This is a genomic window from Rhodovulum sp. MB263 (assembly GCF_002073975.1).
In the GTDB taxonomy this organism is placed as follows: domain Bacteria; phylum Pseudomonadota; class Alphaproteobacteria; order Rhodobacterales; family Rhodobacteraceae; genus Rhodovulum.
Window position 1 is genome coordinate 941,983 of record NZ_CP020384.1, and the last position, 22,328, is coordinate 964,310.

Annotated in this window: 23 protein-coding genes; 8 read left to right on the forward strand and 15 right to left on the reverse strand. The window is 66.7% G+C overall.

What is annotated here, in order from left to right:
• Positions 1–2 precede the first annotated feature (2 nt).
• Both B5V46_RS04530 and B5V46_RS04535 read left to right on the forward strand, forming a co-directional pair.
• On the forward strand, positions 3–1,196 hold the full coding sequence (locus B5V46_RS04530; protein ID WP_080615492.1) for a hypothetical protein: 1,194 nt from the start codon (positions 3–5) through the stop codon (positions 1,194–1,196).
• A gap of 10 nt (positions 1,197–1,206) precedes the next feature.
• Entirely contained in the window at positions 1,207–2,061 is an 855-nt protein-coding gene (locus B5V46_RS04535) for a DUF1989 domain-containing protein (RefSeq protein WP_080615493.1), read from the forward strand.
• A gap of 72 nt (positions 2,062–2,133) precedes the next feature.
• On the opposite strand, the gene deoD is transcribed toward B5V46_RS04535, so the two are convergent.
• Both deoD and B5V46_RS04545 read right to left on the reverse strand, forming a co-directional pair.
• Positions 2,134–2,838: a purine-nucleoside phosphorylase gene (gene deoD / locus B5V46_RS04540; protein WP_080615494.1), complete on the reverse strand. Its 705-nt coding sequence runs from the start codon at positions 2,836–2,838 to the stop codon at positions 2,134–2,136.
• A 42-nt stretch (positions 2,839–2,880) separates the two neighbouring features.
• Complete coding sequence (locus tag B5V46_RS04545; RefSeq protein WP_080615495.1) at positions 2,881–4,848, reverse strand: protein meaA; 1,968 nt, start codon at positions 4,846–4,848, stop codon at positions 2,881–2,883.
• A gap of 231 nt (positions 4,849–5,079) precedes the next feature.
• On the opposite strand from B5V46_RS04545, the gene ccrA reads away from it, so the two are divergent.
• The 6 genes from ccrA (at position 5,080) to B5V46_RS04570 (ending at position 10,603) form a co-directional block, all read left to right on the forward strand.
• Complete coding sequence (gene ccrA / locus B5V46_RS04550) at positions 5,080–6,372, forward strand: crotonyl-CoA carboxylase/reductase (RefSeq protein ID WP_080617947.1); 1,293 nt, start codon at positions 5,080–5,082, stop codon at positions 6,370–6,372.
• 225 nt (positions 6,373–6,597) lie between these two features.
• Positions 6,598–6,858, forward strand: a complete 261-nt coding sequence (locus B5V46_RS20170; RefSeq protein ID WP_196774414.1) for a hypothetical protein — start codon at positions 6,598–6,600, stop codon at positions 6,856–6,858.
• A complete protein-coding gene (locus B5V46_RS04555) occupies positions 6,803–7,516 on the forward strand; it encodes a LuxR family transcriptional regulator (RefSeq protein WP_080617948.1) in 714 nt (237 codons plus the stop codon). Before B5V46_RS20170 ends, B5V46_RS04555 begins: the two co-directional genes overlap by 56 nt.
• Before the next feature lie 140 nt (positions 7,517–7,656).
• On the forward strand, positions 7,657–8,298 hold the full coding sequence (locus B5V46_RS04560) for an acyl-homoserine-lactone synthase (RefSeq protein WP_080615496.1): 642 nt from the start codon (positions 7,657–7,659) through the stop codon (positions 8,296–8,298).
• A gap of 41 nt (positions 8,299–8,339) precedes the next feature.
• Complete coding sequence (locus B5V46_RS04565) at positions 8,340–9,872, forward strand: ATP-dependent RecD-like DNA helicase (protein WP_080615497.1); 1,533 nt, start codon at positions 8,340–8,342, stop codon at positions 9,870–9,872.
• Positions 9,869–10,603, forward strand: a complete 735-nt coding sequence (locus B5V46_RS04570; RefSeq protein WP_080615498.1) for an SDR family oxidoreductase — start codon at positions 9,869–9,871, stop codon at positions 10,601–10,603. The genes B5V46_RS04565 and B5V46_RS04570 overlap by 4 nt, the downstream gene beginning before the upstream one ends.
• Here B5V46_RS04570 and B5V46_RS04575 read toward each other — a convergent pair whose 3' ends face one another.
• From B5V46_RS04575 to trpS, 13 genes are all read right to left on the reverse strand, one after another.
• Positions 10,604–11,371, reverse strand: a complete 768-nt coding sequence (locus B5V46_RS04575; RefSeq protein ID WP_080615499.1) for a TIGR02186 family protein — start codon at positions 11,369–11,371, stop codon at positions 10,604–10,606.
• On the reverse strand, positions 11,371–12,282 hold the full coding sequence (locus B5V46_RS04580) for a sulfite exporter TauE/SafE family protein (protein WP_080615500.1): 912 nt from the start codon (positions 12,280–12,282) through the stop codon (positions 11,371–11,373). The genes B5V46_RS04575 and B5V46_RS04580 overlap by 1 nt, the downstream gene beginning before the upstream one ends.
• Before the next feature lie 56 nt (positions 12,283–12,338).
• The gene (locus tag B5V46_RS04585) at positions 12,339–13,310 is read right to left on the reverse strand and encodes an ABC transporter permease (protein WP_080615501.1); all 972 of its coding nucleotides are present in this window, start codon (positions 13,308–13,310) and stop codon (positions 12,339–12,341) included.
• Positions 13,310–14,404 carry an ABC transporter permease gene (locus B5V46_RS04590; protein ID WP_080615502.1) on the reverse strand — a complete coding sequence of 365 codons (1,095 nt, stop codon included), beginning with the start codon at positions 14,402–14,404 and terminating at the stop codon, positions 13,310–13,312. Before B5V46_RS04590 ends, B5V46_RS04585 begins: the two co-directional genes overlap by 1 nt.
• 1 nt (position 14,405) lies before the next feature.
• Positions 14,406–15,968: an ABC transporter ATP-binding protein gene (locus tag B5V46_RS04595; RefSeq protein WP_080615503.1), complete on the reverse strand. Its 1,563-nt coding sequence runs from the start codon at positions 15,966–15,968 to the stop codon at positions 14,406–14,408.
• A 5-nt stretch (positions 15,969–15,973) separates the two neighbouring features.
• Positions 15,974–16,963 carry a BMP family protein gene (locus B5V46_RS04600; RefSeq protein ID WP_080615504.1) on the reverse strand — a complete coding sequence of 330 codons (990 nt, stop codon included), beginning with the start codon at positions 16,961–16,963 and terminating at the stop codon, positions 15,974–15,976.
• A 116-nt stretch (positions 16,964–17,079) separates the two neighbouring features.
• A complete protein-coding gene (locus tag B5V46_RS04605) occupies positions 17,080–17,502 on the reverse strand; it encodes a GNAT family N-acetyltransferase (protein WP_080615505.1) in 423 nt (140 codons plus the stop codon).
• Positions 17,499–18,182, reverse strand: coding sequence for a tRNA (adenosine(37)-N6)-threonylcarbamoyltransferase complex dimerization subunit type 1 TsaB (gene tsaB / locus B5V46_RS04610; protein ID WP_080615506.1), 684 nt, complete (start codon positions 18,180–18,182; stop codon positions 17,499–17,501). Before tsaB ends, B5V46_RS04605 begins: the two co-directional genes overlap by 4 nt.
• On the reverse strand, positions 18,182–18,748 hold the full coding sequence (locus tag B5V46_RS04615) for a NifU family protein (RefSeq protein ID WP_080615507.1): 567 nt from the start codon (positions 18,746–18,748) through the stop codon (positions 18,182–18,184). Before B5V46_RS04615 ends, tsaB begins: the two co-directional genes overlap by 1 nt.
• A 102-nt stretch (positions 18,749–18,850) precedes the next feature.
• On the reverse strand, positions 18,851–19,306 hold the full coding sequence (locus B5V46_RS04620) for a universal stress protein (protein ID WP_080615508.1): 456 nt from the start codon (positions 19,304–19,306) through the stop codon (positions 18,851–18,853).
• Positions 19,307–19,475: 169 nt separating this feature from the next.
• Positions 19,476–20,339, reverse strand: a complete 864-nt coding sequence (locus tag B5V46_RS04625; protein ID WP_080615509.1) for a branched-chain amino acid aminotransferase — start codon at positions 20,337–20,339, stop codon at positions 19,476–19,478.
• 282 nt (positions 20,340–20,621) lie between these two features.
• Entirely contained in the window at positions 20,622–21,143 is a 522-nt protein-coding gene (locus B5V46_RS04630) for a VOC family protein (RefSeq protein ID WP_080615510.1), read from the reverse strand.
• Positions 21,144–21,234: 91 nt separating this feature from the next.
• Positions 21,235–22,257, reverse strand: a complete 1,023-nt coding sequence (gene trpS, locus B5V46_RS04635) for a tryptophan--tRNA ligase (protein ID WP_080615511.1) — start codon at positions 22,255–22,257, stop codon at positions 21,235–21,237.
• Positions 22,258–22,328: the final 71 nt, after the last annotated feature.

Consider the following 22,328-nt stretch of genomic DNA (forward strand, 5'->3'; position numbering starts at 1 on the left):
AGGTGCTGCGCGACATCCTGATACTCGGCACGGCGGCGGCGGGACTACTCCTGATCCTGTCGCCGCCGATGCGGCGCTGGCGGTTCTGGCGTGCGATGGTGACGCCGCTTGCCTCGATCATCGGCTCGGGCTTCCTGGTGCTGGGGCCGATCCTGAACCAGAGCCTCGGGATCTGGTCCCCCGCCGCGATGGCGGTTCTGGCCCTGATCGCCTTCGGCTTCGGCGGCGCGATCCGCTACAGCATCGCCGCGGGCGCCCATGGCAGCCCGCCCGGCCGTCTCGGTGCCCTGACCGAAACGGCGGCAGGCTGGATGCTGGCCTTTTCTTACGTCATCTCGGTTGCCTATTACCTGAACCTTCTGGGCGCCTTCGCGGTCCGCCTGACCCCTTTCGATACGCCGCCGGCCGCGCGGGGGGTGACCACGGCGGTCTTCCTGCTGATCCTCGTGACCGGCCTCACCAAAGGGTTCAAGGCGCTCGAGGGGCTCGAGAAATACGCGGTCAGCCTCAATCTCGCGGCGATCTGCGGGCTGCTGGTCGGGCTCGGGCTCTTCTTCGGCGAGACGGCCGCCACGACCGGCCCGGTGCTGACGTCCGCCAGTGTCGAGCCCTGGGCCGCGCTGACGCTGTTCTTCGGGCTGATCGTGACGGTGCAGGGCTTCGAGACCTCGCGCTATCTGGGTGCCGAGTATGACGCGGATCTGAGGATCCGATCGATGCGGGGCGCGCAATATGTCTCGACCGCGATCTATCTGGTCTATGTCACGCTCCTGGTCCTGTGCTTCGCGCCGGGCACGGGCGCGCTCGACGATACCGCGATCATCGGCATGACATCCGCGGTCTCGCCACTCTTGCCGCTGGTGCTGACGGTGGCGGCACTGGCCGCGCAGTTCAGCGCCTCGGTCGCCGATACCACCGGCGCGGGCGGGCTGGTCGCCGAACGCTCGAAGGGCCTCATCGGCAACCGCGCGGCCTATGCGGCCCTGGTCGCGGCAGGTATCGTGCTGACCTGGACGGCGGATGTCTTCGCGATCATCTCCTATGCCTCGCGGGCCTTCGCGCTCTACTATGCGCTGGAAGCCGCGATCGCGGCGTTGGCCGCGCGCCGGGCGGGGCAGGGGGGCCGTGCCGCGGGCTTTGCGGTCCTGGCCGTGCTGGGGCTCGCCATTGCGGTGCTCGGCCGCCCGGTTGAATAAGGAGCCCCCGATGCCGACAGAGCCTCCATCCGAGCCCGCCGATGCCGCCCGGCGCCGGGCCGCGGCCCCGGTCGTTTGCTACCCGCCCGAGAGCCTGCCCGCGCCGCCCATGGCGCTTTATGACCGGCTCCGGGCTGGCATGACCTCGCTTGCGCAGCTCAGGATCCCCGCGCGCGACGCCCGGGCCTTCCGCGTTCCGGCGGGCCATGTGCTGCGGATCTCCTGCATCGAGGGGCCACAGGTCGGCGATCTGAACCTCTGGAACGCCCATGAGCTGTCCGAGAGGTTCTATTCCGGCAAGACGCGCGCTCTGCACGGCACCCATGTCACCACCGGCGACCGGCTCTGGTCGGGCTTTCCGCATCTGCGCCCGATGGCCACCGTGATCGTCGACAGCCTCGGCTGGTACGGCATCGATGCCGATGGCGCGGGTGTCCATGACGTGATCGGCACCCGCTGCGATCCCTATACCAATGCCCGGCTCGGTGGCGCGCCCTTCCACCGCTGCTGCCATTCGAACCTGATCCGGGCGGTCGCCGCCGACACCGGCCTCAGCCCGGCGGCGGCCGAGCCCCATATCCATGACGTGCTGAACGTCTTCATGTGCACGGGCTTCACCCGCGACAGCCAGCGCTATTTCACCAAGGCAAGCCCTGTCCGGCCGGGCGACCACCTTGATCTTTTCGCCGAGATCGACCTTCTCTGCGCGCTCAGTGCCTGCCCCTGGGGCGATTGCAGCGGCAATTCGACGGAGCATGCGCGCTGCCATCCGCTGGGCGTCGAGATCTTCGCCCCCGCTCCGGGCGCGCTCGACGGTTGGACGCCGCCCGAACCCGCGCCCTACGACCGCTCGCACGGGCTCTGATCTTCTTCCTGGTGAAAATACCCAAACCGCAACGCCAGCCCGAGGCGCTGCCTCCGGCTCTGGGAAACATGGTCAGGTAAACGCCGCTTCCAGCGCGATCTCGACCATCTCGCCAAAGCCTGTTTCCCGGTCCTCGGCCGAAAGCGTCGCCCCGCTCAGCAGATGGTCCGACACCGTCAGCACCGTCAGCGCCCGCGCCCCGTGCCGCGCGGCCAGGATATACAGCTCGGCCGCCTCCATCTCGACCGCCAGAACGCCATGCCGGGTCAGCTCGGCATTGAGATCGGGGCGTTCGTCATAGAAGACATCGGCCGAATAGATCCCGCCGACATGGGGCCGGGCGCCCTTCGCCTGCGCCGCCCCGTACGCCGCCGCCAGAAGCCCGAAATCGGCGCAAGGCGCGAAATTCAGCTCGCGGAAGGTGCCGCGCGAGGGCGTCGACAGCGTCGAGCTTGTCATCGCCAGAACGATGTCGCGCAGCTCGACATGGTCCTGCATCGCGCCGGCCGATCCGATCCGGATCAGCGTCTTCGCGCCATGTTCGCGGATCAGCTCGTTGGCATAGATCGACATAGAGGGCATCCCCATACCGCTGCCATGGATCGTCACCCGATGGCCGCGCCAGAGCCCGGTGAAGCCCAGCATGCCGCGCACCCGGTTGACGCAGACCGGGTCGGTCAGGAAGGTCCGGGCCGCCCATTCCGCGCGCAGCGGGTCGCCGGGCAGCAGGACGGTCTCGGCGATCTCGCCGGTCTTCGCGCCGATATGAAGGCTCATGGGGGTCTCCTCAACCGCTGAGAGCCCCGTTATAGCCGCTGGCTATTCCGCCGCCACCCGTTCGGGCGAGATCAGGCCGACCACGTCGAACATGATCCGGTTCAGCTCGAAATCCTTGGGCGTGTAGACCTTGGCCACGCCCATCGCGCGCAGCCGCCTTGCATCCTCCTCGGGGATGATGCCGCCCACCACCACCGGAATATGGGTCAGCTCGTGCTCCTTCATCAGCCGCATCAGGCTCTCCATCAGCGGGATATGGCTGCCCGACAGGATCGACAGCCCGACGACGTCAACGCCTTCGGCCCTGGCCGCCTCCACGATTTCCGAGGGCGTGAGGCGGATGCCCTCATAGGAGATGTCCATGCCGCAATCGCGGGCGCGGGCCGCGATCTGCTCGGCGCCGTTCGAATGGCCGTCGAGCCCGGGCTTGCCGACCAGAAACTTCGGCCGCCGTCCGAGCCGTGCGGCCAGCGCGTCGACCTCGGCGCGGACCTCGTCGAGCCCTTCGGTCCGGTTCGAGGGGTTCTTCGCGACGCCGGTCGGGCCCCGGTACTGGCCGAAGACCGCGCGCAGCACGTCGCCCCATTCGCCGGTCGTGGCGCCGGCCTTGGCAGCTGCGATCGAGGGCGGCATGATGTTCGCCCCCGTCGCGGCCGCCTCGCGCAGCGCGGCCAGAGCGGCCTCGACCGCCGCGCTGTCGCGGTTCTCGCGCCAGGCGGTCAGCCGGGCGATCTGGTCGGCCTCGACATCCGGGTCGACCACCATGATCGCATCCTCGCCCGAGGTCAGCGGCGAGGGCTCGCCCTCGGTCCAGGCATTCACGCCGACAACCACCGTGGCGCCGGTCTCGACCCGGCCGATGCGGTCGGAATTGCTTTCGACGAGGCGCGATTTCATATGCTCGATCGCGGCCACCGCGCCGCCCATCGCGTCGATCTGGGCGAGCTCGGCCCGGGCGTTCCGCTTCAGCTCCTCGACCTTGGCAGAGACGGCCGGGTTGCCCTCGAACAGGTCCTCGTATTCCAGAAGGTCGGTCTCGTAGGCCAGGATCTGCTGCATCCGGATCGACCATTGCTGGTCGAAGGGGCGCGGCAGGCCCAGCGCCTCGTTCCAGGCCGGAAGCTGCACGGCGCGGGCGCGGGCAGATTTCGACAGCGTCACCGCCAGCATCTCGATCAGGATGCGGTAGACGTTGTTCTCGGGCTGCTGCTCGGTCAGGCCGAGGCTGTTGACCTGCACCCCGTAGCGGAAACGCCTGTGCTTGGGGTCCTCGACGCCGTAGCGTTCCTGGCAGATCTCGTCCCAGAGCTCGACGAAGGCGCGCATCTTGCACATCTCGGTGACGAAGCGGATGCCCGCATTCACGAAGAAGGAGATCCGCCCCACCATGCCCGGGAAGTCCTCGGGCGCCACCTTCCCGCGCAGATCGTCGAGCACCGCAGTCGCGGTCGCCAGCGCATAGGACAGCTCCTGCTCGGGTGTCGCGCCCGCTTCCTGCAGGTGATAGGAACAGACGTTCATCGGGTTCCATTTCGGCAGATGCTCGCGGGTATAGGCCGCGACATCGGTGATCATGCGAAGGCTGGGCTTCGGCGGACAGATATAGGTGCCGCGGCTCAGATATTCCTTGATCAGGTCGTTCTGCACCGTGCCCTGCAGCTTCGAGACATCGGCGCCCTGTTCCTCGGCCACGGCGATATAGAGCGCCAGCAGCCAGGGCGCGGGCGCGTTGATGGTCATCGAGGTGTTCATCTGTTCCAGCGGGATCCGGTCGAACAGCGTCCGCATGTCGCCCAGATGGTCGATCGGCACGCCGACCTTGCCGACCTCGCCGCGGGCCAGCTCGTGATCGCTGTCATAGCCGGTCTGGGTCGGCAGATCGAAGGCCACGGACAGCCCGGTCTGCCCCTTGGCGAGGTTGGCCCGGTAAAGCGCGTTCGAGGCCTCGGCGGTCGAATGGCCGGCATAGGTGCGGAACAGCCAGGGTCGGTCTTTGGTCGTCTCGGTCATGGCTCGGCTCGCAGATCGATTTGCAACAATATTTCGTTGTATAGCAGATAAGGGAAAGAATATGGCGATGTCAATTCGCTGCGTCGCGGCATCCCCGAATCGAAAGAGACATAAAATTACCAAGACAGTAGCAAATTACGTTGAAAAGTTGCGCGACCAGATCTATCTCAGCGGAAAGAGCCGTTCGATTCTGCGATGCGGCGAAGAGCAAGGACCGACATGGAGGCCCCCATGGCACTCGATACCAACCCGTCGATCGCGCCCTATGACGCGCCCGAGAAAGAGCTTTACGAGATCGGCGAGATGCCGCCTTTGGGATATGTTCCGCCCAGGATGTACGCTTGGGCGATCCGGCGCGAGCGTCATGGCGAGCCCGACAAGTCCTTCCAGGCCGAGGTGGTCGAGACCCCCGTCATCGACAGCCATGAGGTGCTGGTCCTGGTGATGGCCGCCGGCGTCAATTATAACGGCATCTGGGCCGGCCTCGGCATTCCTGTTTCTCCCTTCGACGGTCATGGCGCCCCCTATCACATCGCGGGGTCCGATGCCTCGGGGATCGTCTGGGCCGTCGGATCGGCGGTGAAGACCTGGAAGGTGGGCGACGAGGTCGTGATCCACTGCAACCAGGACGATGGCGATGACGAGGAATGCAATGGCGGCGATCCGATGTTCTCGCCCAGCCAGCGGATCTGGGGCTACGAGACACCCGACGGCTCCTTCGCCCAGTTCACCCGGGTCCAGGCCCAGCAGCTTCTGCCGCGACCCAGGCACCTGACCTGGGAGGAGTCGGCCTGTTACACGCTGACGCTGGCCACCGCCTACCGGATGCTGTTCGGCCACCATCCGCATGAGCTCAAGCCCGGCCAGAACGTGCTGGTCTGGGGCGCTTCGGGCGGGCTCGGCTCCTTCGCGATCCAGCTCATCAACACCGCAGGTGCCAATGCCATCGGCGTGATCTCGGACGAGAGCAAGCGCGACTTCGTCATGGATCTGGGCGCAAAGGGGGTCATCAACCGCAAGGACTTCAACTGCTGGGGCCAGCTGCCCAAGGTCAACACGCCCGAATACAAGGCCTGGTTCGGCGAGGTCCGCAAGTTCGGCAAGGCGATCTGGGAGATCACCGGCAAGGGCGTCAATGTCGACATGGTGTTCGAGCATCCCGGCGAGGCGACCTTCCCGGTCTCGACCTTCGTGGTCAAGCGCGGCGGCATGGTGGTGATCTGCGCGGGCACCAGCGGGTTCAACCTGACCATGGATGCGCGCTATGTCTGGATGCACCAGAAGCGCATCCAGGGCAGCCATTTCGCCCATCTCAAGCAGGCCGCCGCGGCGAACCGGCTGATGTGTCAGCGCCGGCTCGATCCCTGCATGTCCGAGGTCTTCCCCTGGGCCGAGATCCCGCAGGCGCATCTGAAGATGCTGCGCAACGAGCACAAGCCCGGGAACATGTCGGTTCTGGTTCAGGCGCCGCGGACCGGTCTGCGGACTTTCGCCGATGTGCTGGAGGCCGGCCCCTCGGCTTGATTTAACCCTACGGTTGTGATTGATTCTAGAAAGCACGCATTGCGTGCTTTCTGCGAGTCTCGCGTCTCCTGATGCGAATCGGTCTGCCGCTTTCCAGAAAACAATAACTTGGCTTCAGGCCCCCTCCCCATTTTCGGGGAGGGTAAATACGCGAATTTCTCGGTTTTATGTCCTATGCTAGAGTTATTTTAACGTTTCATTAACCACTAGGAATGGACAACGACCATGAAGCACGAATGGCTGATCGACATTCTTGGCGACCTCAAGAACTACGCGAGAAAGAACGGACTGACAGCACTGTCCGAGGAGCTTCTCACCTGTCAGGCTATGGCCGCAGTCGAGATTTCCTCCCTCGAGGCAGGTCGTGCACGAGGTCAGGTTGGGGAGAGAGCGTCGTCGATGACGGCGTGGGGTGATGCAGATTCATGTGATGCAAGGAGGCTTAGAATCGTTCCTGGACCGTTTGCAACGGGCAACGACGCTTGAGGATCTCTATCGGGTCACCGAGGATCTGCGCGACCGCTATGGCGTGTTGCACATCGTCTATCACTGGGTCAACAGCGTCGGCGAACGCTATGGCGCTGGTACCTACTCGACCGAATGGGTCGACCGCTATCTCGAATGCGATTACCTGATGATCGACCCGGTGATCTTCGGCTGTTACAGCCGGTTTCATCCGGTCGACTGGAAAGAGCTGGACTGGTCCTCGAAACAGGCGCGGGCCTTCCTGCGCGACGCGATGTCCTACGGGCTCGGCAATCAGGGCGTCTCGATCCCGCTGCACGGACCGAAGGGCCAGTTCGCGCTGTTCACCGTCAATGACAGCTGCTCGGACGCGGAATGGGAGATGTTCAAGCAGGTCAACCTGCGCGACCTGATCCTGATTGCGCATGATTTCAACAAGAAGGCGCTGGAATTCGAGCAATGGTCCGATCCGGCGCCGCGCGCTGCGCTTTCGCCGCGGGAGCTGAGTGCGATGACGCTTCTGGCCAAGGGCATGAGCCGGGCGCAGGCCGCGCAGGAGCTGTCGATCTCAGAGCATACCCTGCGGGTCTATGTCGAAACCGCGCGGCACAAGCTCGGCGCGCTCAACACCACGCATGCCGTCGCCCGCGCCCTGAGCTCGGGTCTGATCGTGGTCTGATCGTGGTCTTATTGTTAAGCCCTTGTTGAAATTAAAAAATATCGAGGCAACGTGACCCCGGCGCGCTTCTGTTTAGCGCGTTGGTAACCAAGCGCTCCTTAGCCTGACCCGATAAAGTGATCGGCAGAGGGCTAAAAATCATGCTGCGTTACATCTACGGCGTCGACCTTCACAAGTTTCCGCTTCTGCGCGACACCATGTTCCGGGATCGGGCGCGACAGTTCCACGATCGTCTCGGCTGGGCGGTGACGGTCGATGACAGCGGGGAAGAGCGCGACCAGTATGACGGGCTCAACCCGCTTTATGTCATCTGGGAACAGGCGAATGGCCAACATGGCGGGTCGATGCGGTTTCTGCCGACCACCGGGAGGACGATGGTCAACGAGCATTTCCTTCATGTCACTGGCGGCGTCCGCATCGAAAGCCCGCTGATCTGGGAATGCACCCGCTTCTGCCTTGCGCCAGATGCCGGACGCGAGGTGACCGCCGGGCTGGTTCTCGGCGCGGGCGAGGTGATGGCCCATTTCGCGGTCCGGCATTTCGTTGCCGTCTTCGATCTGCGGATGGAACGGATCTATCGCCTGATGGGGGTCGAACCCGACGTGATCGGCAGGGCGGGCCACGGCCGCAACTTGATCGGACTTGGCCTTTGGGAGATGCAGGAGGCGGCCTGGCCGCGCACCCTTGCCCGGCTCGGCATCGGCCGCGAGACCTCGCTCGACTGGTTCCGGGCCTCGTTCTCGGCGCCGACCACGGCCCCGCGCGAGCTTGCCGTCGCCTGATCGCGCTGGCACCTGCCGGGCGAGGCCTGTAGGCTGCGCTCATGACCTTGCCCGAGCTGCGCTTTTCCGACGATCAGGCCGAAGCCCATGACCGCGTGACGGACTTGTTGCGCGGTTTCGGCGTCGATCTGGATGAGGGCTGCCTCGCGAACCGGACCGAAGGCAAGACCGCCGTTCTGGCCATCACCGGCAAGGCCGGGTCGGGCAAGACGCTGCTGCTGGCCGAGCTGGTGCGCGCTGCGGTCGAGGCAGGCGTCGAGATCGTCTCGGGCGATTACGAGAGCAAGCGCCGCAAGGAACGCCGGACCCTGGCAGTGCTGGCGCCGACTAACAAGGCGGCCAGCGTGTTGCGCCAGCGCGGCGTGCCGGCGACCACGATCCACCGCATCATCTACACCCCCGTCTACGACCCCGAATACGAGAAGATCGCCGAGTGGCTGACCGGCGAGGGCGAACGTCCCGAGATCGAGGGGCTGACCGAGGCCGCGCTCGACCGGGCGCAGGCCTTCTATGCCTCGGTCGCGTCGGTCCCCGGGGCGCTGGCTGCGGCCGGGCTCAAGGGCAGTGATTTCATCAATGGCTGGAAACGGCGCGAGGACCCGCTCGATATCGGCTTCGTCGACGAGGCCTCGATGCTGGACGAACGCCAGTTCGACGATCTGCGCGAACTTTTCCCCGCGCTCGTGCTGTTCGGCGATCCGGCGCAGCTGGCGCCGGTCAACCAGTCGGGCAAGATGGTGTTCGACCGGCTGGCCGGACCGCAGACGATGGAACTGCACCGCATCCACCGTCAGGAGACCGATAACCCGATCCTCGATCTGGCCCATGCGCTGGCCGACCCCGAGGTCGATTTCGACCGCTTCGAGCGGATGGTCGAACAGGCTGCTGCCCGCGACAGCCGGGTCGAACTGGCACCCCGGGTCGATTCCGACCTGATGGCGCGCTCGCCGGTGCTGGTCTGGCGCAATGCGACGCGGATCCGGTTGATCCATGCCTTCCGCCATGCCCATGGCGCGCCGGCCGATGCGCTTCTGCCGGGCGAGCCGCTGATCTGCGACGGGATCGAGCTGCCGCTCAAGCACCGCAAGAAGCGGATCGATCTCGAGGCGCGCGGGCTGATCAAGGGCGCGCAGGTGATCTATGTCGGCCCCGGCCGCAAGCCGGGCTTTTCGATCATGCATGTGATCGGCGCCGAGGACCCGCGGCTGTCGGTGGCCTCGATCGTCAAGATCGAGATGCCCGAGGAGGAAGAGCCCTTCATCCCCTATGCCGCCACCATGGGCGCGGCCTTCCTGCACGGGGCGGCGGTGACGATCCACAAGGCGCAGGGCTCGCAATGGCCGGCGGTGCAGGTCTTCGCCCCCGATCTTTACGCGGCCGCCCGGGCGGGGCGGGTCGAGGCGGGCCAGCCGCTCTGGAAGCGGCTCGCCTATGTCGCGATCACCCGCGCCGAAGAGCGGCTGCTCTGGGTCACGCGCTACCGGCTGGCGCGACCCTCCGGGACGCTGAGCGCCGATGATCTGACGGCCGCCCCCGCACCCCTGACCCTGACCGCCGAGGAGGCCCGCCCATGACCGGCAGGACGATCCTGATCACCGGCGCCAGCAGCGGCATCGGCCGCGCCACGGCCGAACTGTTTCTGGACCATGGCTGGCGGGTCGGGCTGCTGGCGCGCCGGGCCGATCTTCTGGACGAGATCGCGGCAGGACGCGAGGCGGCGCTGGCGCTGCCCGCCGACGTGACCGATGCCCAAGAGGTTGACGCCGCCTTCGACGCCTTCATGGCCTGGGCCGGGCGGCTGGATGTGCTGTTCAACAATGCCGGCACCTTCGGCCCCTCGGGTCCGATCGACGAGATCGACCCGGCCGACTGGGCGCAGGTGCTGTCGATCAATGTCGGTGGCATGTTCCTGGCTGCCCGCGCGGCCTTCGCCCGGATGCGGGGGCAGGTGCCGCAGGGCGGGCGGATCGTCAATAACGGCTCTCTCTCGGCCCATGTCCCGCGCGAGGGCTCGGTCTGCTACACGACCACCAAGCATGCGGTGAGCGGGCTGACCAAGACGCTCAGCCTCGACGGCCGGCCCTTCGGCATCGCCTGCGGCCAGATCGATATCGGCAATGCCCGCACCGCGCTGGTCGAGGATCTCACCGAACGGGCGCGGGCCGAGGGGCGGCCGGTGCAGCCCACGATGGATGTCGCCCATGCCGCGCGCGCGGTCCTGCACATGGCCGATCTGCCGCCCGAGGCCAATGTCCAGTTCATGACGGTGATGGCGACGACGATGCCCTATATCGGGCGCGGCTGATCAGCTTTTCATCATCCGGAAGGCCGCCGATGCGCCCCAGCCCGCGGCGATGGCGATGGCAAGCGAGAGGATCGCATAGGCCAGCGGATGCTCATGGGCCAGCAGATAGGTCCAGCGCTCGAGCCCGACCTTGTGCACGCCGATGGTGGTCTCATAGGCATCGACGACCTCGCCGCCGCGGGTCAGGAAGATCCGCGTGGCATATTCGCCCTCGGTCAGGTTCGAGGGAAGCGCGATCGAGGTTCGGAACAGGGTCTGTTCGTCCAGTTCGACGGCGCCGGGCAGTTCCTGATACAGCCCCGTCTCGGAGCGGATGCGGATCAGCGCGTCGATGAAGCTCTGCGCCTCGGGGGTTTCCTCGGTGACGCCCACGGAGCGGATCGCGCGGGGGATCGAGACCTGGTGGCGCAGATCCTCGGTCTGCGACAGCGCGCGGTCCAGGGGCGCGGTCGTGGCCACGGCATAGAAACTGGGCGCGGCCGAGATCCGGACCGATTCCGTGTTGATCCAGATCCCGGCGCGGCGGTCCTTCTTGCGCACGGTCGCGGGCGTCGAGGGCCCGGCGACGGTGACCACCACCTCGAGCGGCGGGGCCTCGGGGGGCGGGGCATCGCGCTTGACCGCGCCGAAGATCAGGATCTCGGAGCCCGCGAAATTGGTTGTGATCGAGACCCGGGTCTGGCTGAGGCCCGCGACCACGCTTTCGGCGCGGGCGGGCAGGGCGGCCAGCAGCAGAAGCGGCAGCAGAAGGGTCAGGCGACGCAGCATCAGCGCACCCGGTCCGCGATGGAGTAAAGCTCGGACGGTTCGATCAGCAGGTCGAGCGCAAGCTTGGCGCAGACCGCCAGAACCAGCACCGCCAGCAGGATGCGAAGCTGTTCGGCCTTCATCTTCAGCCCGATGCCGGTGCCGATCTGCGCGCCCACGACGCCGCCGATCAGCAACAGAAGCGCCAGCCCCAGATCGACGGTATGGTTGGTCGTCGCATGCAGGATTGTGGTGAAGCCGCTGACGAAGATGATCTGGAACAGCGAGGTGCCGATCACCACCTTGGTCGGCATGCCCAGCAGGTAGATCATCGCGGGCACCATGATGAAGCCGCCGCCGACCCCCATGATCGCCGACAGCACACCGACAAAGGCGCCCACGATCAGCGGCGGGATCGCCGAGAGATACAGCCCCGAGGTGCGGAACTTCATCTTGAAGGGCAGGGCGTCGAACCAGGTCCGCTGCTTGCGCTTGCGCGCGACGCCCTTGCGGGTGCGGTTGATGGCGGCGAGGCTCTCGACGAACATCAGGGCGCCGATGATGCCCAAGAAGACCACATAGCACAGCTTGACCAGCAGATCGACCTGGCCGATGCCGCGCATCAGGTTGAAGATCCAGACCCCCAGCACCGCGCCTGCCATGCCGCCGGCCAGAAGCACCGTTCCCATGCGCAGATCGACCGTCTTGCGGCGGAAATGCGCCAGCACCCCCGAGATCGACGAGGCGACGATCTGGGCGGACTGGGTCGCGACGGCGACGGCCGGGGGAATGCCGATGAAGAACAGCAAGGGCGTCAGCAGGAACCCCCCGCCCACGCCGAACATGCCCGACAGGATACCGACCATCCCGCCAAGCCCCAGCAGCAGGAAGGCATTCACGGATACTTCGGCGATGGGTAGGTAGATCTGCATGACCGGTCCCTAAAGCGCCTTTGCCGGTCCTGGCAAGGATGCGCGGCCCGGCAGGGTCAGATTTTACGCTCCTTGACATAGGGCTCGCCGCCCGCACGGGGAGGGACGGCGCGTCCGACGAAGCCTGCCAGGATCACCACGGTCAGGATATAGGGCAGCGCGTCCATCACCTGCCCCGGAAATGCGATCCCGGCAAGCTCGATATTCTGGTAGCGCAGCGCCATCGCCTGCAGCAGCCCGAACAGGACGGTCGCCCCCAGGGCCTGCCAGGGCCGCCATTTCGCGAAGATCAGCGCGGCAAGCGCGATATAGCCCCGCCCGGCGGTCATGTCCCTGGAAAACCCCGCCTGCAACGAGGTCGCCAGATAGGCCCCCGCCAGCCCGCAGAGGGCGCCGCAGATCGCGACCGCCGCATAGCGCGTGGCGGGAACCGAGACGCCCGCGGTATCGACCGCTTCGGGGTTCTCGCCCACGGCCCGCAGCCGCAGACCGAAGCGGGTCCGGTACAGCACCCACCAGCTGGCCGGAACCAGCGCCACGGCGACATAGACCAGCAGCGTATGGCCCGAGATCAGCTCGGCATAGACGGGGCCCAGGACGGGCACCGGGCGCAGCGTCTCGGCCAGGGGCAGGGCGATGGCGTCGAACCGCGCGCCGCCCGACAGCGAGGGCGTGCGCCCGCCCTGATGAAACCAGTCCTGGGCCAGCACCACGGTCAGACCGGCCGCCAGGAAGTTGATCGCGACGCCCGAGATCAGCTGGTTGCCCCGGAAGGTGATGGCCGAGAGCCCATGAAGCCCGGCCAGCGCCATCGAACTGCCGATCCCGGCCAGAAGCCCCAGCCAGACCGAGCCCGTCACCGCTGCGGTCGCAGCCGAGCCGAAGGCCGCGGCCAGCATCTTGCCCTCGAGCCCGATATCGTAGATGCCCGAGCGTTCCGAGAACAGCCCGGCGAGGCAGGCCAGCAAGAGCGGCGTGGCCAGCCGGATGGTGGAATCGAGCACCTGCAGCAGCGTTGCAAGATCCATCACGCCCGCCCTTTCCCGAGGGCGAGGAACAGCCGTTCCAGCGGCATCCGCACCATGTTGTCGAGCGCGCCGGTAAACAGGATCACCAGCGCCTGGATCACCACGATCAGTTCGCGCGGGATGTCGGTCCACAGCGCGAGCTCGGCGCCGCCCTGATAGAGAAAGCCGAACAGGATCGCGGCGAGCAGGACGCCCAGGGGGTGGTTCCGGCCCATCAGCGCGACCGCGATGCCGATGAAGCCCGCCCCCCCGACCGAGTTCATGACCAGCCGCTCGGCCTCGCCCATCACGGTGTTGACCGCCATCAGCCCGGCCAGCGCGCCCGATATCAGCATCGCCCACATCACCGTGCGCAGCGGATGGATGCCGGCATAGAGTGCCGCCGGTTCGGAATGGCCGAGCGCCCGGATCTCATAGCCGGGACGGGTGCGCCAGATCAGCAGCCAGACCGCGAGGCAGGCCGCCAGCGCCAGCAGGAAGCTGATATTGGCGGGCGCGGCCTTCGAGAAGGCGATGCCCAAGGGCGCCGCCAGATCATGCAGCGTCGGCAGATGGGTGCCCTCGCCGAAGCGCGCGCTCGAGGGGTCCATCGCGCCCGCCGGGCGCAGGACGTTGACCAGAAGGTAATTCAGCAGCGAGGCCGCGATGAAGTTGAACATGATCGTGGTGATGACGATATGGCTGCCGCGCCGGGCCTGCAGCCAGGCCGGTATGGCGGCCCAGGCGGCGCCGAACAGCGCGGCGCCCAGCGCGGCCGCAGGCAGCGCCAGCGCCCAATGCGGCCAGGGCAGGGCGAGGCAGACCAGCGCCACGCCCAGCCCGCCCAGCGTTGCCTGCCCCTCGCCGCCGATATTGAACAGACCGGCATGGAAGGCGACGGCAACCGCAAGCCCGGTGAAGATGAAGTTGGTCGCGTAGTAGAGCGTGTAGCCCCAGCCATAGGTCGAGCCGAGCGCCCCCGAGACCATCATCTTCACTGCGGCCACCGGGTCTTCGCCGATGCCGAGGATCACCAGCGCCGAAAGCAGCGCCGCGATCGCGAGGCTGATCAGCGGGATCAGGACCAGATCGGCCCATTTCGGTATCGTGTTCATGTCAGGCTGCCTCTCCGCCGAGCCCGGCCATCATCAGGCCCAGTTCGGTCTCGTCGGTCTCGGCGGCCAGCCGTTCGCCCATGATCCGCCCGCCGCAGATGACCGCGATCCGGTCGGAAAGGCCCAGGATCTCGTCCAGCTCGACGCTGACCAGCAGCACTGCCTTGCCCGCGTCGCGCAGATCGAGAATGCGCCGGTGGATCAGCTCGATGGCGCCGATATCGACACCCCGGGTCGGCTGGCCGATCAGCAGAAGGGCGGGATTGCGCTCGATCTCGCGCGCCAGAACCAGCTTCTGCTGATTGCCGCCGGAAAAGTTCTGCGCGGCAAGGGCGGGATCGGGCGGGCGGATGTCGAACCGCGCCATCTGGGCTTCGGCGCGGTCGCGGATGCCGGCATTGTCCATCAGGCGCAGCCGGGTCCGGAGTGCGGGATCGGTGTGATAGCCGAAGACCGAATCTTCCCAGGCGTGGAAGGGCAGGATCAGCCCCTCGCGTTGCCGGTCCTCGGGGACATGGGCGATGCCGGCCGCGCGCCGTGCGCCTGCGTCGCTGCGCGGCCCGGACAGGTCGATCTCCTTGCCCTCGATCCGGACATGGCCGGTTGCGGGCCGCATGCCGCCCAGCACCTCCAGCAGATGCGACTGGCCGTTTCCGGCGATCCCGGCAATGCCGAGGATCTCGCCTGCGCGAAGCTGAAGCGAGACGTCCGAGAGGCGGCGCACGCCCTCGGCATCGATCACCGAGAGCCCTTCGATGTCCAGCACAAGGCGCCCCGGCCGGGCCGGAGACTTTTCCGTTTGCAACAGGACCTTTCGGCCGACCATCCGTTCGGCCAGCTCGGCGGGGCTGGTCTCGGCCGTCTGCAGGGTGGCGGTCATCTCCCCGCGCCGCATGACGGAAACCGTGTCGGTCGCGGCCATGATCTCGCGCAGCTTGTGGGTGATGAGGAGGATGGTCTTCCCCTGCGACTTGAGGTTTTCCAATATCCGGAAAAGGTGGTCGGCCTCGGATGGCGTCAGCACGCCTGTCGGTTCGTCGAGGATCAGGATGTCGGCCTGCCGATAGAGCGCCTTCAGGATCTCGACCCGCTGGCGCATGCCGACGCCCAGATCCTCGATCCGGGCATCGGGGTCGACCTCCAGCCCGTAATCGGCGGCAAGCCGGCGCAGGATGCGCCGGGCCTTGCCCAGCGACCGGGACAGAAGCGCCCCCTCTTCGCGGCCCAGGATGATATTCTCGAGCACGGTGAAGGGCTCGATCAGCTTGAAATGCTGGAACACCATGCCGATGCCCGCGCGGATCGCATCCTGGCTGTCGGTGATCCGGACCGGTTGGCCACCGATCAGGATCTCGCCCGCATCGGCCCGGTAAAAGCCGTAAAGGATCGACATCAGCGTCGATTTGCCGGCGCCGTTCTCGCCGATGATGCCGTGGATCGAGCCGCGCCGGACCCGGAGCGAAATGTTCCGGTTCGCCTGCACCGGCCCGAAGGCCTTGGAAATGCCCCGCAATTCCAGCGCCGGGACGGTGGCATCGGCGCCGGAAAGTGCCGCCCCCGCCATGGCGGTCAGTTCACCGGGCAGCTGTTGTCGGACATGTAATCATGCACCACGGTCTCGCCCGAGACGATCCTGGCCTTGGCGGCCTCGACCGCCGCGACCATTTGCGGGCTCACCAGGTCCCTGTTGTTCTCGTCCATGGCATAGCCCACGGCGTCTTCGGCCAGACCAAGGCGAAAGCTGCCCGTCTCCATCCCGGCCCCGGCGCTGAAAGCCTCGTAGACGGCCAGATCGACGCGCTTGACCATCGAGGTCAGAACCTGCCCGGGATGCAGGTGGTTCTGATTGCTGTCGACCCCGATCGAGAGGATCCCCTCATCGGCTGCTGCCTGCAACACGCCCAGCCCGGTGGTGCCGGCCGCCGCGAAGATCACGTCGGCGCCCTGGCCGATCTGGGCGCGGGCCAGCTCGCTGCCCTTGACCGGGTCGGCCCAGGCATCGGCGGTGGTGCCGGTCATGTTCTGCAGGACGGTCACATCGGCATCGACCGCCTTCGCGCCCTGGGCATAGCCGCAGGCGAACTTGCGGATCAAAGGGATGTCCATGCCGCCGACGAAGCCCACGGTGTTCGTTTCAGACGCCATCGCGGCCATCATCCCGACCAGATAGCTGCCCTCATGTTCGGAAAAGACAATCGAGCGGACATTGGCGGCCTCGACGGTCTCGTCGATGATCTCGAATTTGGTGTCGGGATAGTCGGGCGCGACCTCTTCAAGCACCGACTTGAAGGCAAAGCCGGTCATCGCGATCGGGTTCAGTCCGGCCTCGGCGAAACGGCGCAGGGCCTGTTCGCGCTGGGCCTCGGATTGCAGCTCGATCTCACGATAGCTGCCGCCTGTCTCGGCCTTCCAGCGCTCGGCGCCGGTGAAGGCGGCCTCGTTGAAGGACTTGTCGTATTTGCCACCGACGTCGTAAATCAGCGCCGGATCGGCTAGCGCGGTGCCGGCCGTCAAGGCCAGAGCGGCCGCGGCCGCCATGGTCTGCTGCATCTTCGTCATCTCGTGCTGTCTCCCGGTTGTTGTGTCGGCCAGAAGGCAAGGCGGGCCGTTGGGAGGCGATGGCCATCTGCCCATACCGATTAAGGCCGCGCGCCGGGGCAGGCGTCAACCGGATTTCAACCCTGCGACGAGAAGGCCTTGCGCATGACCAGAGCGTCGATGCGTCGGCCGTCGGGGGTGGCGTAATAGCGGGGCCGACAACCGGCCAGCTTGAAGCCCGCCGCCCGGTACAGTCCGCAGGCGGCGGCATTGTCGGTGGCGACCTCGAGAAAGGCCTCCTGTGCCGCGCGGGCGCGCGCTGCCTGCTCGAATTCTGCCAGCCTTGCCCGGCCCAGCCCGGTTCTTCGGCATTCGGGCGCGACGGCGATGGTCAGCAACTCGGCCTCTCCGGCGGCGACCCGGCCAAGGGCCACGGCCTGCGCATCGCCGCAGAGAAAGGTTCCGGGCGTGGCCAGGAGCGCCTCGAATTCGGCAGCGCTCCAGGGGCGCGGCGTTGTGAAGCAGCGGGCATGCAGTGCAGCCAGTGCAGCCGGCGTCATGGCAGGATGGCCGGCGGCGGGTCGGCGGGAGGTGCTGCATCGGCGGGGCGCACGTAAAGCGGGGCGGGGCGGGGCGGAAGCTCGCCGCCGCGCAGAAGCGCGGCCGCCTCCCGGGCGATCGCCGGGGCGATACCGACCGGCACCGCTTCGTGCCAGCCGGTGCCGAAGGCCGTGCCGAGCCGTCGGGCGGCAAAGCCCGTGACATGGGCGATGCCCTCGGCCCCGATCTCGGCCAGAGATGGCGGGGCGTCGGGATCGATCATCCGCGCGGGCCCGGCTCGCCCCGCCCGCAGCGGCTGGACATAGGCCAGACCGCGCGGCGCCTCGAGGCTCAGAAGATCCGCGTCGGGGCCGGGGGCGCTGCGGCGCAGCACCTGGAACATCGAGACACCTATGGCGGGCAGACCCGCCGCCAGCGCCAGCCCGCGTGCTGCCGCCACCGAAATCCTGATACCGGTGAAGTTGCCGGGACCGACGCCGACGCCAAGCCCGGCCAGATCCTTCCAGCCAAGGCCGGCGTCTTCGAGAACGGCTTCCAGAAGCGGCATCAGGGCCTCGGCCTGGCCGCGCGCCATCTCCAGATGTCTGCTCAGAACGATCTCGCTATCCCGAAGCAGGGCCGCGCAGCAATGGGGACCGGAGGTGTCGAAGGCAAGGATCGGAGCGATGCTGCCGCCCATCACATCGCGTCGGCGACGGGACGGACCTCGGTAACCTCGGGGATGTAATGCCGCAGCAGGTTCTCGATGCCCATCTTCAGCGTCAGCGTCGAGGAGGGGCAGCCGGCGCAGGCGCCCTGCATATGCAGATAGACCACCCCGCGGTCGAAGCCGTGGAAGGTGATGTCGCCGCCATCCTGGGCAACGGCCGGGCGCACGCGCGTATCAAGCAACTCCTTGATCTGACGCACGATATCCTCGTCGGGGCCGTCATGTTCGGCATGGCCCGCATCCGCATTCTCACCCGTCATCACGGGCTGGCCGGACTGGAAATGCTCCATGATCGCGCCGAGGATCGCGGGCTTGATATGGTCCCATTCGACCGCGTCGGCCTTGGTCACGGTCACGAAATCGGTGCCGAAGAAGACCCCGCGCACGCCCTCCACGCCGAAGATCCGTGTCGCGAGCGGCGAGTTCGCCGAGCCCTCGGCGCTGGGGAAATCGGCCGTGCCGGTCTCCAGAACCGCCTGTCCGGGCAGGAACTTCAGGGTGGCAGGGTTCGGTGTGGATTCGGTCTGGATAAACATGTGCCTATTCCTTAGCTTTGCGCTCGGATATGCGCTCGACCGGGCGATTTGTCAACTTTAGAGCAATTCTAACATGCCTGCCAGCGCCCGGCCAGCGATCGCTTAGCACACCGCTTCAAGACGCTCCTTCGAGAGCCCGCCGGGCACGATCGTGACCGGAACGGGCAGGCTGCCCGAGCTGCGCGCAAGCTGGGTCACCAGCGGCCCGGGCCCCTTGCTGTCGGTGCCCGCTCCCAGAACCAGCACGCCGATCTCGGGGTCTTCGCGGATCTGGGCGAGGATCTCGGGCACCGCCTCGCCTTCGCGGATTACCAGTTCGGGGTCGATCCCCTGCCGGTCGCGCATCCATTTCGCGAAGACCTCGTAATGCGCCTCGATCCGTTCGCGCGCTTCCTCGCGCATCAGATCGCCGACCCCGATCCAGTGGTTGAACTCCTCGGGGGCGATCACCGACAGGATCTGCACCCCGCCGCCTGTCTTCGCGGCCCTGAGTGCGGCAAAACGCATCGCGTTCAGACATTCGCGACTGTCGTCCAGAACCACAAGAAATTTGCGCATCGGGTCCTCCTCCGGGAACCGCGCCTCAGCATGACCGACCGGCCCGGCGCTGGCAACTCCCCCCTGCTGCGGGCCGGCCGGTTGCCGGCGGGCCCGCGTTTCGGTCTTCTTTCTGGTTTAAATACCCATGGCGCGACCGTCCCGGTTCACGCTTTCGACTGGGCGGGGCTCAGGCGGCCGAATGCGCCCAGTCCCAATAGATCTCGCGGACCTTCGCGGTCAGCGGGCCGGGCTGGTACTGCACGTCGTCGAAGGCCTTGACCGGGGTCACCTTCATCATGTTGCCCGACAGGAACACCTCGTCGGCGCGGCGCACATCCTCGAAGCTCAGAACCGCCTCATGAACCTTGTAGCCCGCCGCCGTCAGGTTCGAGATATGCCGCTTGCGGGTCAGCCCGGCCAGGAAGGTGCCATTGGCGATGGGGGTGAAGAATTCGCCATCCTTCACGATGAAGACATTCGCTGTCGCGGTCTCGGCGACATTGCCCAGCGCATCCGCGACCAGCGCATTGCCGAAGCCCTTGGCCCGCGCCTCGGCCAGCATCCGCGCGTTGTTGGGGTACAGGCAGCCCGCCTTGGCATTGACGACGGCGCAGTCCAGCGTCGGGCGGCGGAAGCGGGTGGTGGTCATCGTGGTGGCGCTGCCCGGCGCGGCCATCGGGATCTCTTCGAGGCAGATCGCAAAGCCGGTGGCGCCGGGCTTGGGCGCGACCCCCAGCGAGTCGCCCTCGAGCGCCCAATACATCGGCCGGATATAGACGGCGGCATCGGCGGGGTAGGTCTTCAGCCCCTCGCGGACGATCTCGGCCATGTCCGCCCCGTCGATGGTGGGGGTGATCATCAGCGCCTCGGCCGAGCGGTTGATCCGGTCGCAATGGGCCTGAAGATCGGGCGCGATGCCCTCGAAATAGCGCGCGCCGTCGAAGACCGTGGTGCCCAGCCAGGCGCCGTGATCGGCCGCGCACATCACCGGAATGTCGCTCCTGTGCCAGGTTCCGTTGTAATAGGTTCGGATATTCGTACCTGTGGCCATGACGGCGCCTCTTTTCGGAAAATTTTGGCGCACCCTAGACCCGGGGCAGAGAGCCGTCCAGATCGGAGCACGTCGCAGGGACGACGTGCGGTCGGCGGCGCCCCCGCGCAGGGAAACACGCCCCCGGCGGGACGGCCGGGGGCGCTTCGGGATCCGTATTCCGCAGGGACGGGCGCAACGGGCGAATGCACCGACTTGGGGATTGCGGGGCGGCCCCCGGGCCAACCGGACCTGGCGGAACCCGGCTTCCCGACCCTCGGCGGCAAGCGATTCCGTTTTGTGTCAGGCCTGTTTCGGTTCTGTGAATTCGACATCGTCTCCGCGACCGGCCTCTGCCAGCAGCGCGTCGAGATCGAGCGGGCGGTTCACCATCCGGAGCCGGCGTTCGGCATCGCGCGGCCAGTCCGCCTCGGGGCGGTCGCGGTAAAGCTCGACCCCGTTGCCGTCGGGATCGTTCAGGTAGACGGCCTCGCTCACGCCGTGATCGGCCGCGCCGGTCAGCGAGATGCCGGCCGCCAGCACCCGGGCCAGCGCGGCGCCAAGGCTCGCGCGGTCGGGAAACAGGATCGCGCTGTGGTAAAGCCCGGTATGACCGGGCGGGGGCGGCGTGGCGCCGAGGCTTTCCCAAGTGTTCAGACCGAGATGGTGATGATAGCCGCCTGCCGACAAAAAGGCCGCTCCCGGCCCGTAGCGCTGGGTCAGCTCGAAGCCCAGAACGCCGGAATAGAAGGCGATGGCGCGGTCGAGATCGGCGACCTTCAGGTGGATATGGCCGATGCGGGTTCCGGCGGGAAGAGGGGGCATGGGATGTCTCCTTTCGTTGCGAAAGATAGCATCCCGAAGGGGCCGCACATATCGCCGGAAAAACCAGGCGATATGTGCGTATATACGTAGGTCAGGCGCCGATCATCCCGACGATCTCGCGGGCGCGCCGCACGATCGGGGCGGCGATGGCATCGGCCTGTTCGGCGCCATCGGCGAGGATGCGGTCGATCCCGGCCGGGTCCTGCATCAGGCGGCTCATCTCGGAAGAGATCGGCGACAGCCGCTCGACCGCCAGATCGGCAAGCGCGGGCTTGAAGCTGCCGAATTGCTGGCCGGCATAGTCGGCCACGACCTCGGCTGCGGTCTTGCCGGAAAGGGCGGCATAGATGTTGACGAGGTTGCGCGCCTCGGGCCGTCCTTCCAGCCCTTCGAGGGTCTCGGGCAGCGGTTCGGGGTCGGTCTTGGCCTTCCTGATCTTCTTGGCGATGGCATCGGCATCGTCGGTCAGGTTGATCCGGCTCATGTCGGACGGGTCCGATTTCGACATCTTCTTGGTGCCGTCGCGCAAGGACATCACCCGGGTCGCGGCGCCCTCGATCACCGGCTCGGGGACTGGGAAGAAATCGGTGCCATAGTCGTTGTTGAACTTGATCGCGATATCGCGGGTCAGCTCGACATGCTGCTTCTGGTCCTCGCCGACCGGCACATGGGTGGCATGATAGACGAGGATGTCGGCCGCCATCAGCGCCGGATAGGCGAACAGCCCCAACGACACGTTCTCGGAATTCTTGCCCGCCTTGTCCTTGAACTGGGTCATGCGCTGCATCCAGCCGAGCCGCGCGACGCAGTTGAAGATCCAGCCCAGCTGGGCATGGCCGGGCACTGCCGACTGGTTGAACAGGATCGATTTCTTCGGATCGATGCCGCTGGCGATGAAGCCCGCCGTCAACTCGCGCGTGGCGTGGCGCAGTTTCTCGGGGTCTTGCCAGACGGTGATCGCATGCATGTCGACGATGCAGTAGATCGTGGGCATGTCGCCCTGGTCCTGGGTTTCGCCAAAGCGCTTGAGCGCGCCCAGGTAATTGCCCAGCGTCAGCCCGCCCGAGGGCTGGATGCCGGAAAAGACTCGCGGTGTGTGGACCACCTCGGCCATCGGTTCATCTCCGTCTGGAATTTCACGCTTCGTTCGCTTACCGATGCGGGGGAACAGCGTCAACCGAGGCC

Coding starts and splice junctions, on each gene's coding strand:
- B5V46_RS04575 (WP_080615499.1), bottom strand. CDS start 11,371: ATGCTGCGTCGCCTGACCCTTCTGCTGCCGCTTCTGCTGCTGGCCGCC.
- B5V46_RS04565 (WP_080615497.1), top strand. CDS start 8,340: ATGACCTTGCCCGAGCTGCGCTTTTCCGACGATCAGGCCGAAGCCCAT.
- trpS (WP_080615511.1), bottom strand. CDS start 22,257: ATGGCCGAGGTGGTCCACACACCGCGAGTCTTTTCCGGCATCCAGCCC.
- B5V46_RS04535 (WP_080615493.1), top strand. CDS start 1,207: ATGCCGACAGAGCCTCCATCCGAGCCCGCCGATGCCGCCCGGCGCCGG.
- B5V46_RS04615 (WP_080615507.1), bottom strand. CDS start 18,748: ATGTTTATCCAGACCGAATCCACACCGAACCCTGCCACCCTGAAGTTC.
- B5V46_RS04600 (WP_080615504.1), bottom strand. CDS start 16,963: ATGACGAAGATGCAGCAGACCATGGCGGCCGCGGCCGCTCTGGCCTTG.
- B5V46_RS04605 (WP_080615505.1), bottom strand. CDS start 17,502: ATGACGCCGGCTGCACTGGCTGCACTGCATGCCCGCTGCTTCACAACG.
- B5V46_RS20170 (WP_196774414.1), top strand. CDS start 6,598: ATGAAGCACGAATGGCTGATCGACATTCTTGGCGACCTCAAGAACTAC.
- B5V46_RS04590 (WP_080615502.1), bottom strand. CDS start 14,404: ATGAACACGATACCGAAATGGGCCGATCTGGTCCTGATCCCGCTGATC.
- ccrA (WP_080617947.1), top strand. CDS start 5,080: ATGGCACTCGATACCAACCCGTCGATCGCGCCCTATGACGCGCCCGAG.
- B5V46_RS04580 (WP_080615500.1), bottom strand. CDS start 12,282: ATGCAGATCTACCTACCCATCGCCGAAGTATCCGTGAATGCCTTCCTG.
- B5V46_RS04545 (WP_080615495.1), bottom strand. CDS start 4,848: ATGACCGAGACGACCAAAGACCGACCCTGGCTGTTCCGCACCTATGCC.
- B5V46_RS04620 (WP_080615508.1), bottom strand. CDS start 19,306: ATGCGCAAATTTCTTGTGGTTCTGGACGACAGTCGCGAATGTCTGAAC.
- tsaB (WP_080615506.1), bottom strand. CDS start 18,182: ATGGGCGGCAGCATCGCTCCGATCCTTGCCTTCGACACCTCCGGTCCC.
- B5V46_RS04570 (WP_080615498.1), top strand. CDS start 9,869: ATGACCGGCAGGACGATCCTGATCACCGGCGCCAGCAGCGGCATCGGC.
- B5V46_RS04630 (WP_080615510.1), bottom strand. CDS start 21,143: ATGCCCCCTCTTCCCGCCGGAACCCGCATCGGCCATATCCACCTGAAG.
- B5V46_RS04560 (WP_080615496.1), top strand. CDS start 7,657: ATGCTGCGTTACATCTACGGCGTCGACCTTCACAAGTTTCCGCTTCTG.
- B5V46_RS04585 (WP_080615501.1), bottom strand. CDS start 13,310: ATGGATCTTGCAACGCTGCTGCAGGTGCTCGATTCCACCATCCGGCTG.
- B5V46_RS04625 (WP_080615509.1), bottom strand. CDS start 20,339: ATGGCCACAGGTACGAATATCCGAACCTATTACAACGGAACCTGGCAC.
- B5V46_RS04555 (WP_080617948.1), top strand. CDS start 6,803: ATGCAAGGAGGCTTAGAATCGTTCCTGGACCGTTTGCAACGGGCAACG.
- B5V46_RS04595 (WP_080615503.1), bottom strand. CDS start 15,968: ATGGCGGGGGCGGCACTTTCCGGCGCCGATGCCACCGTCCCGGCGCTG.
- deoD (WP_080615494.1), bottom strand. CDS start 2,838: ATGAGCCTTCATATCGGCGCGAAGACCGGCGAGATCGCCGAGACCGTC.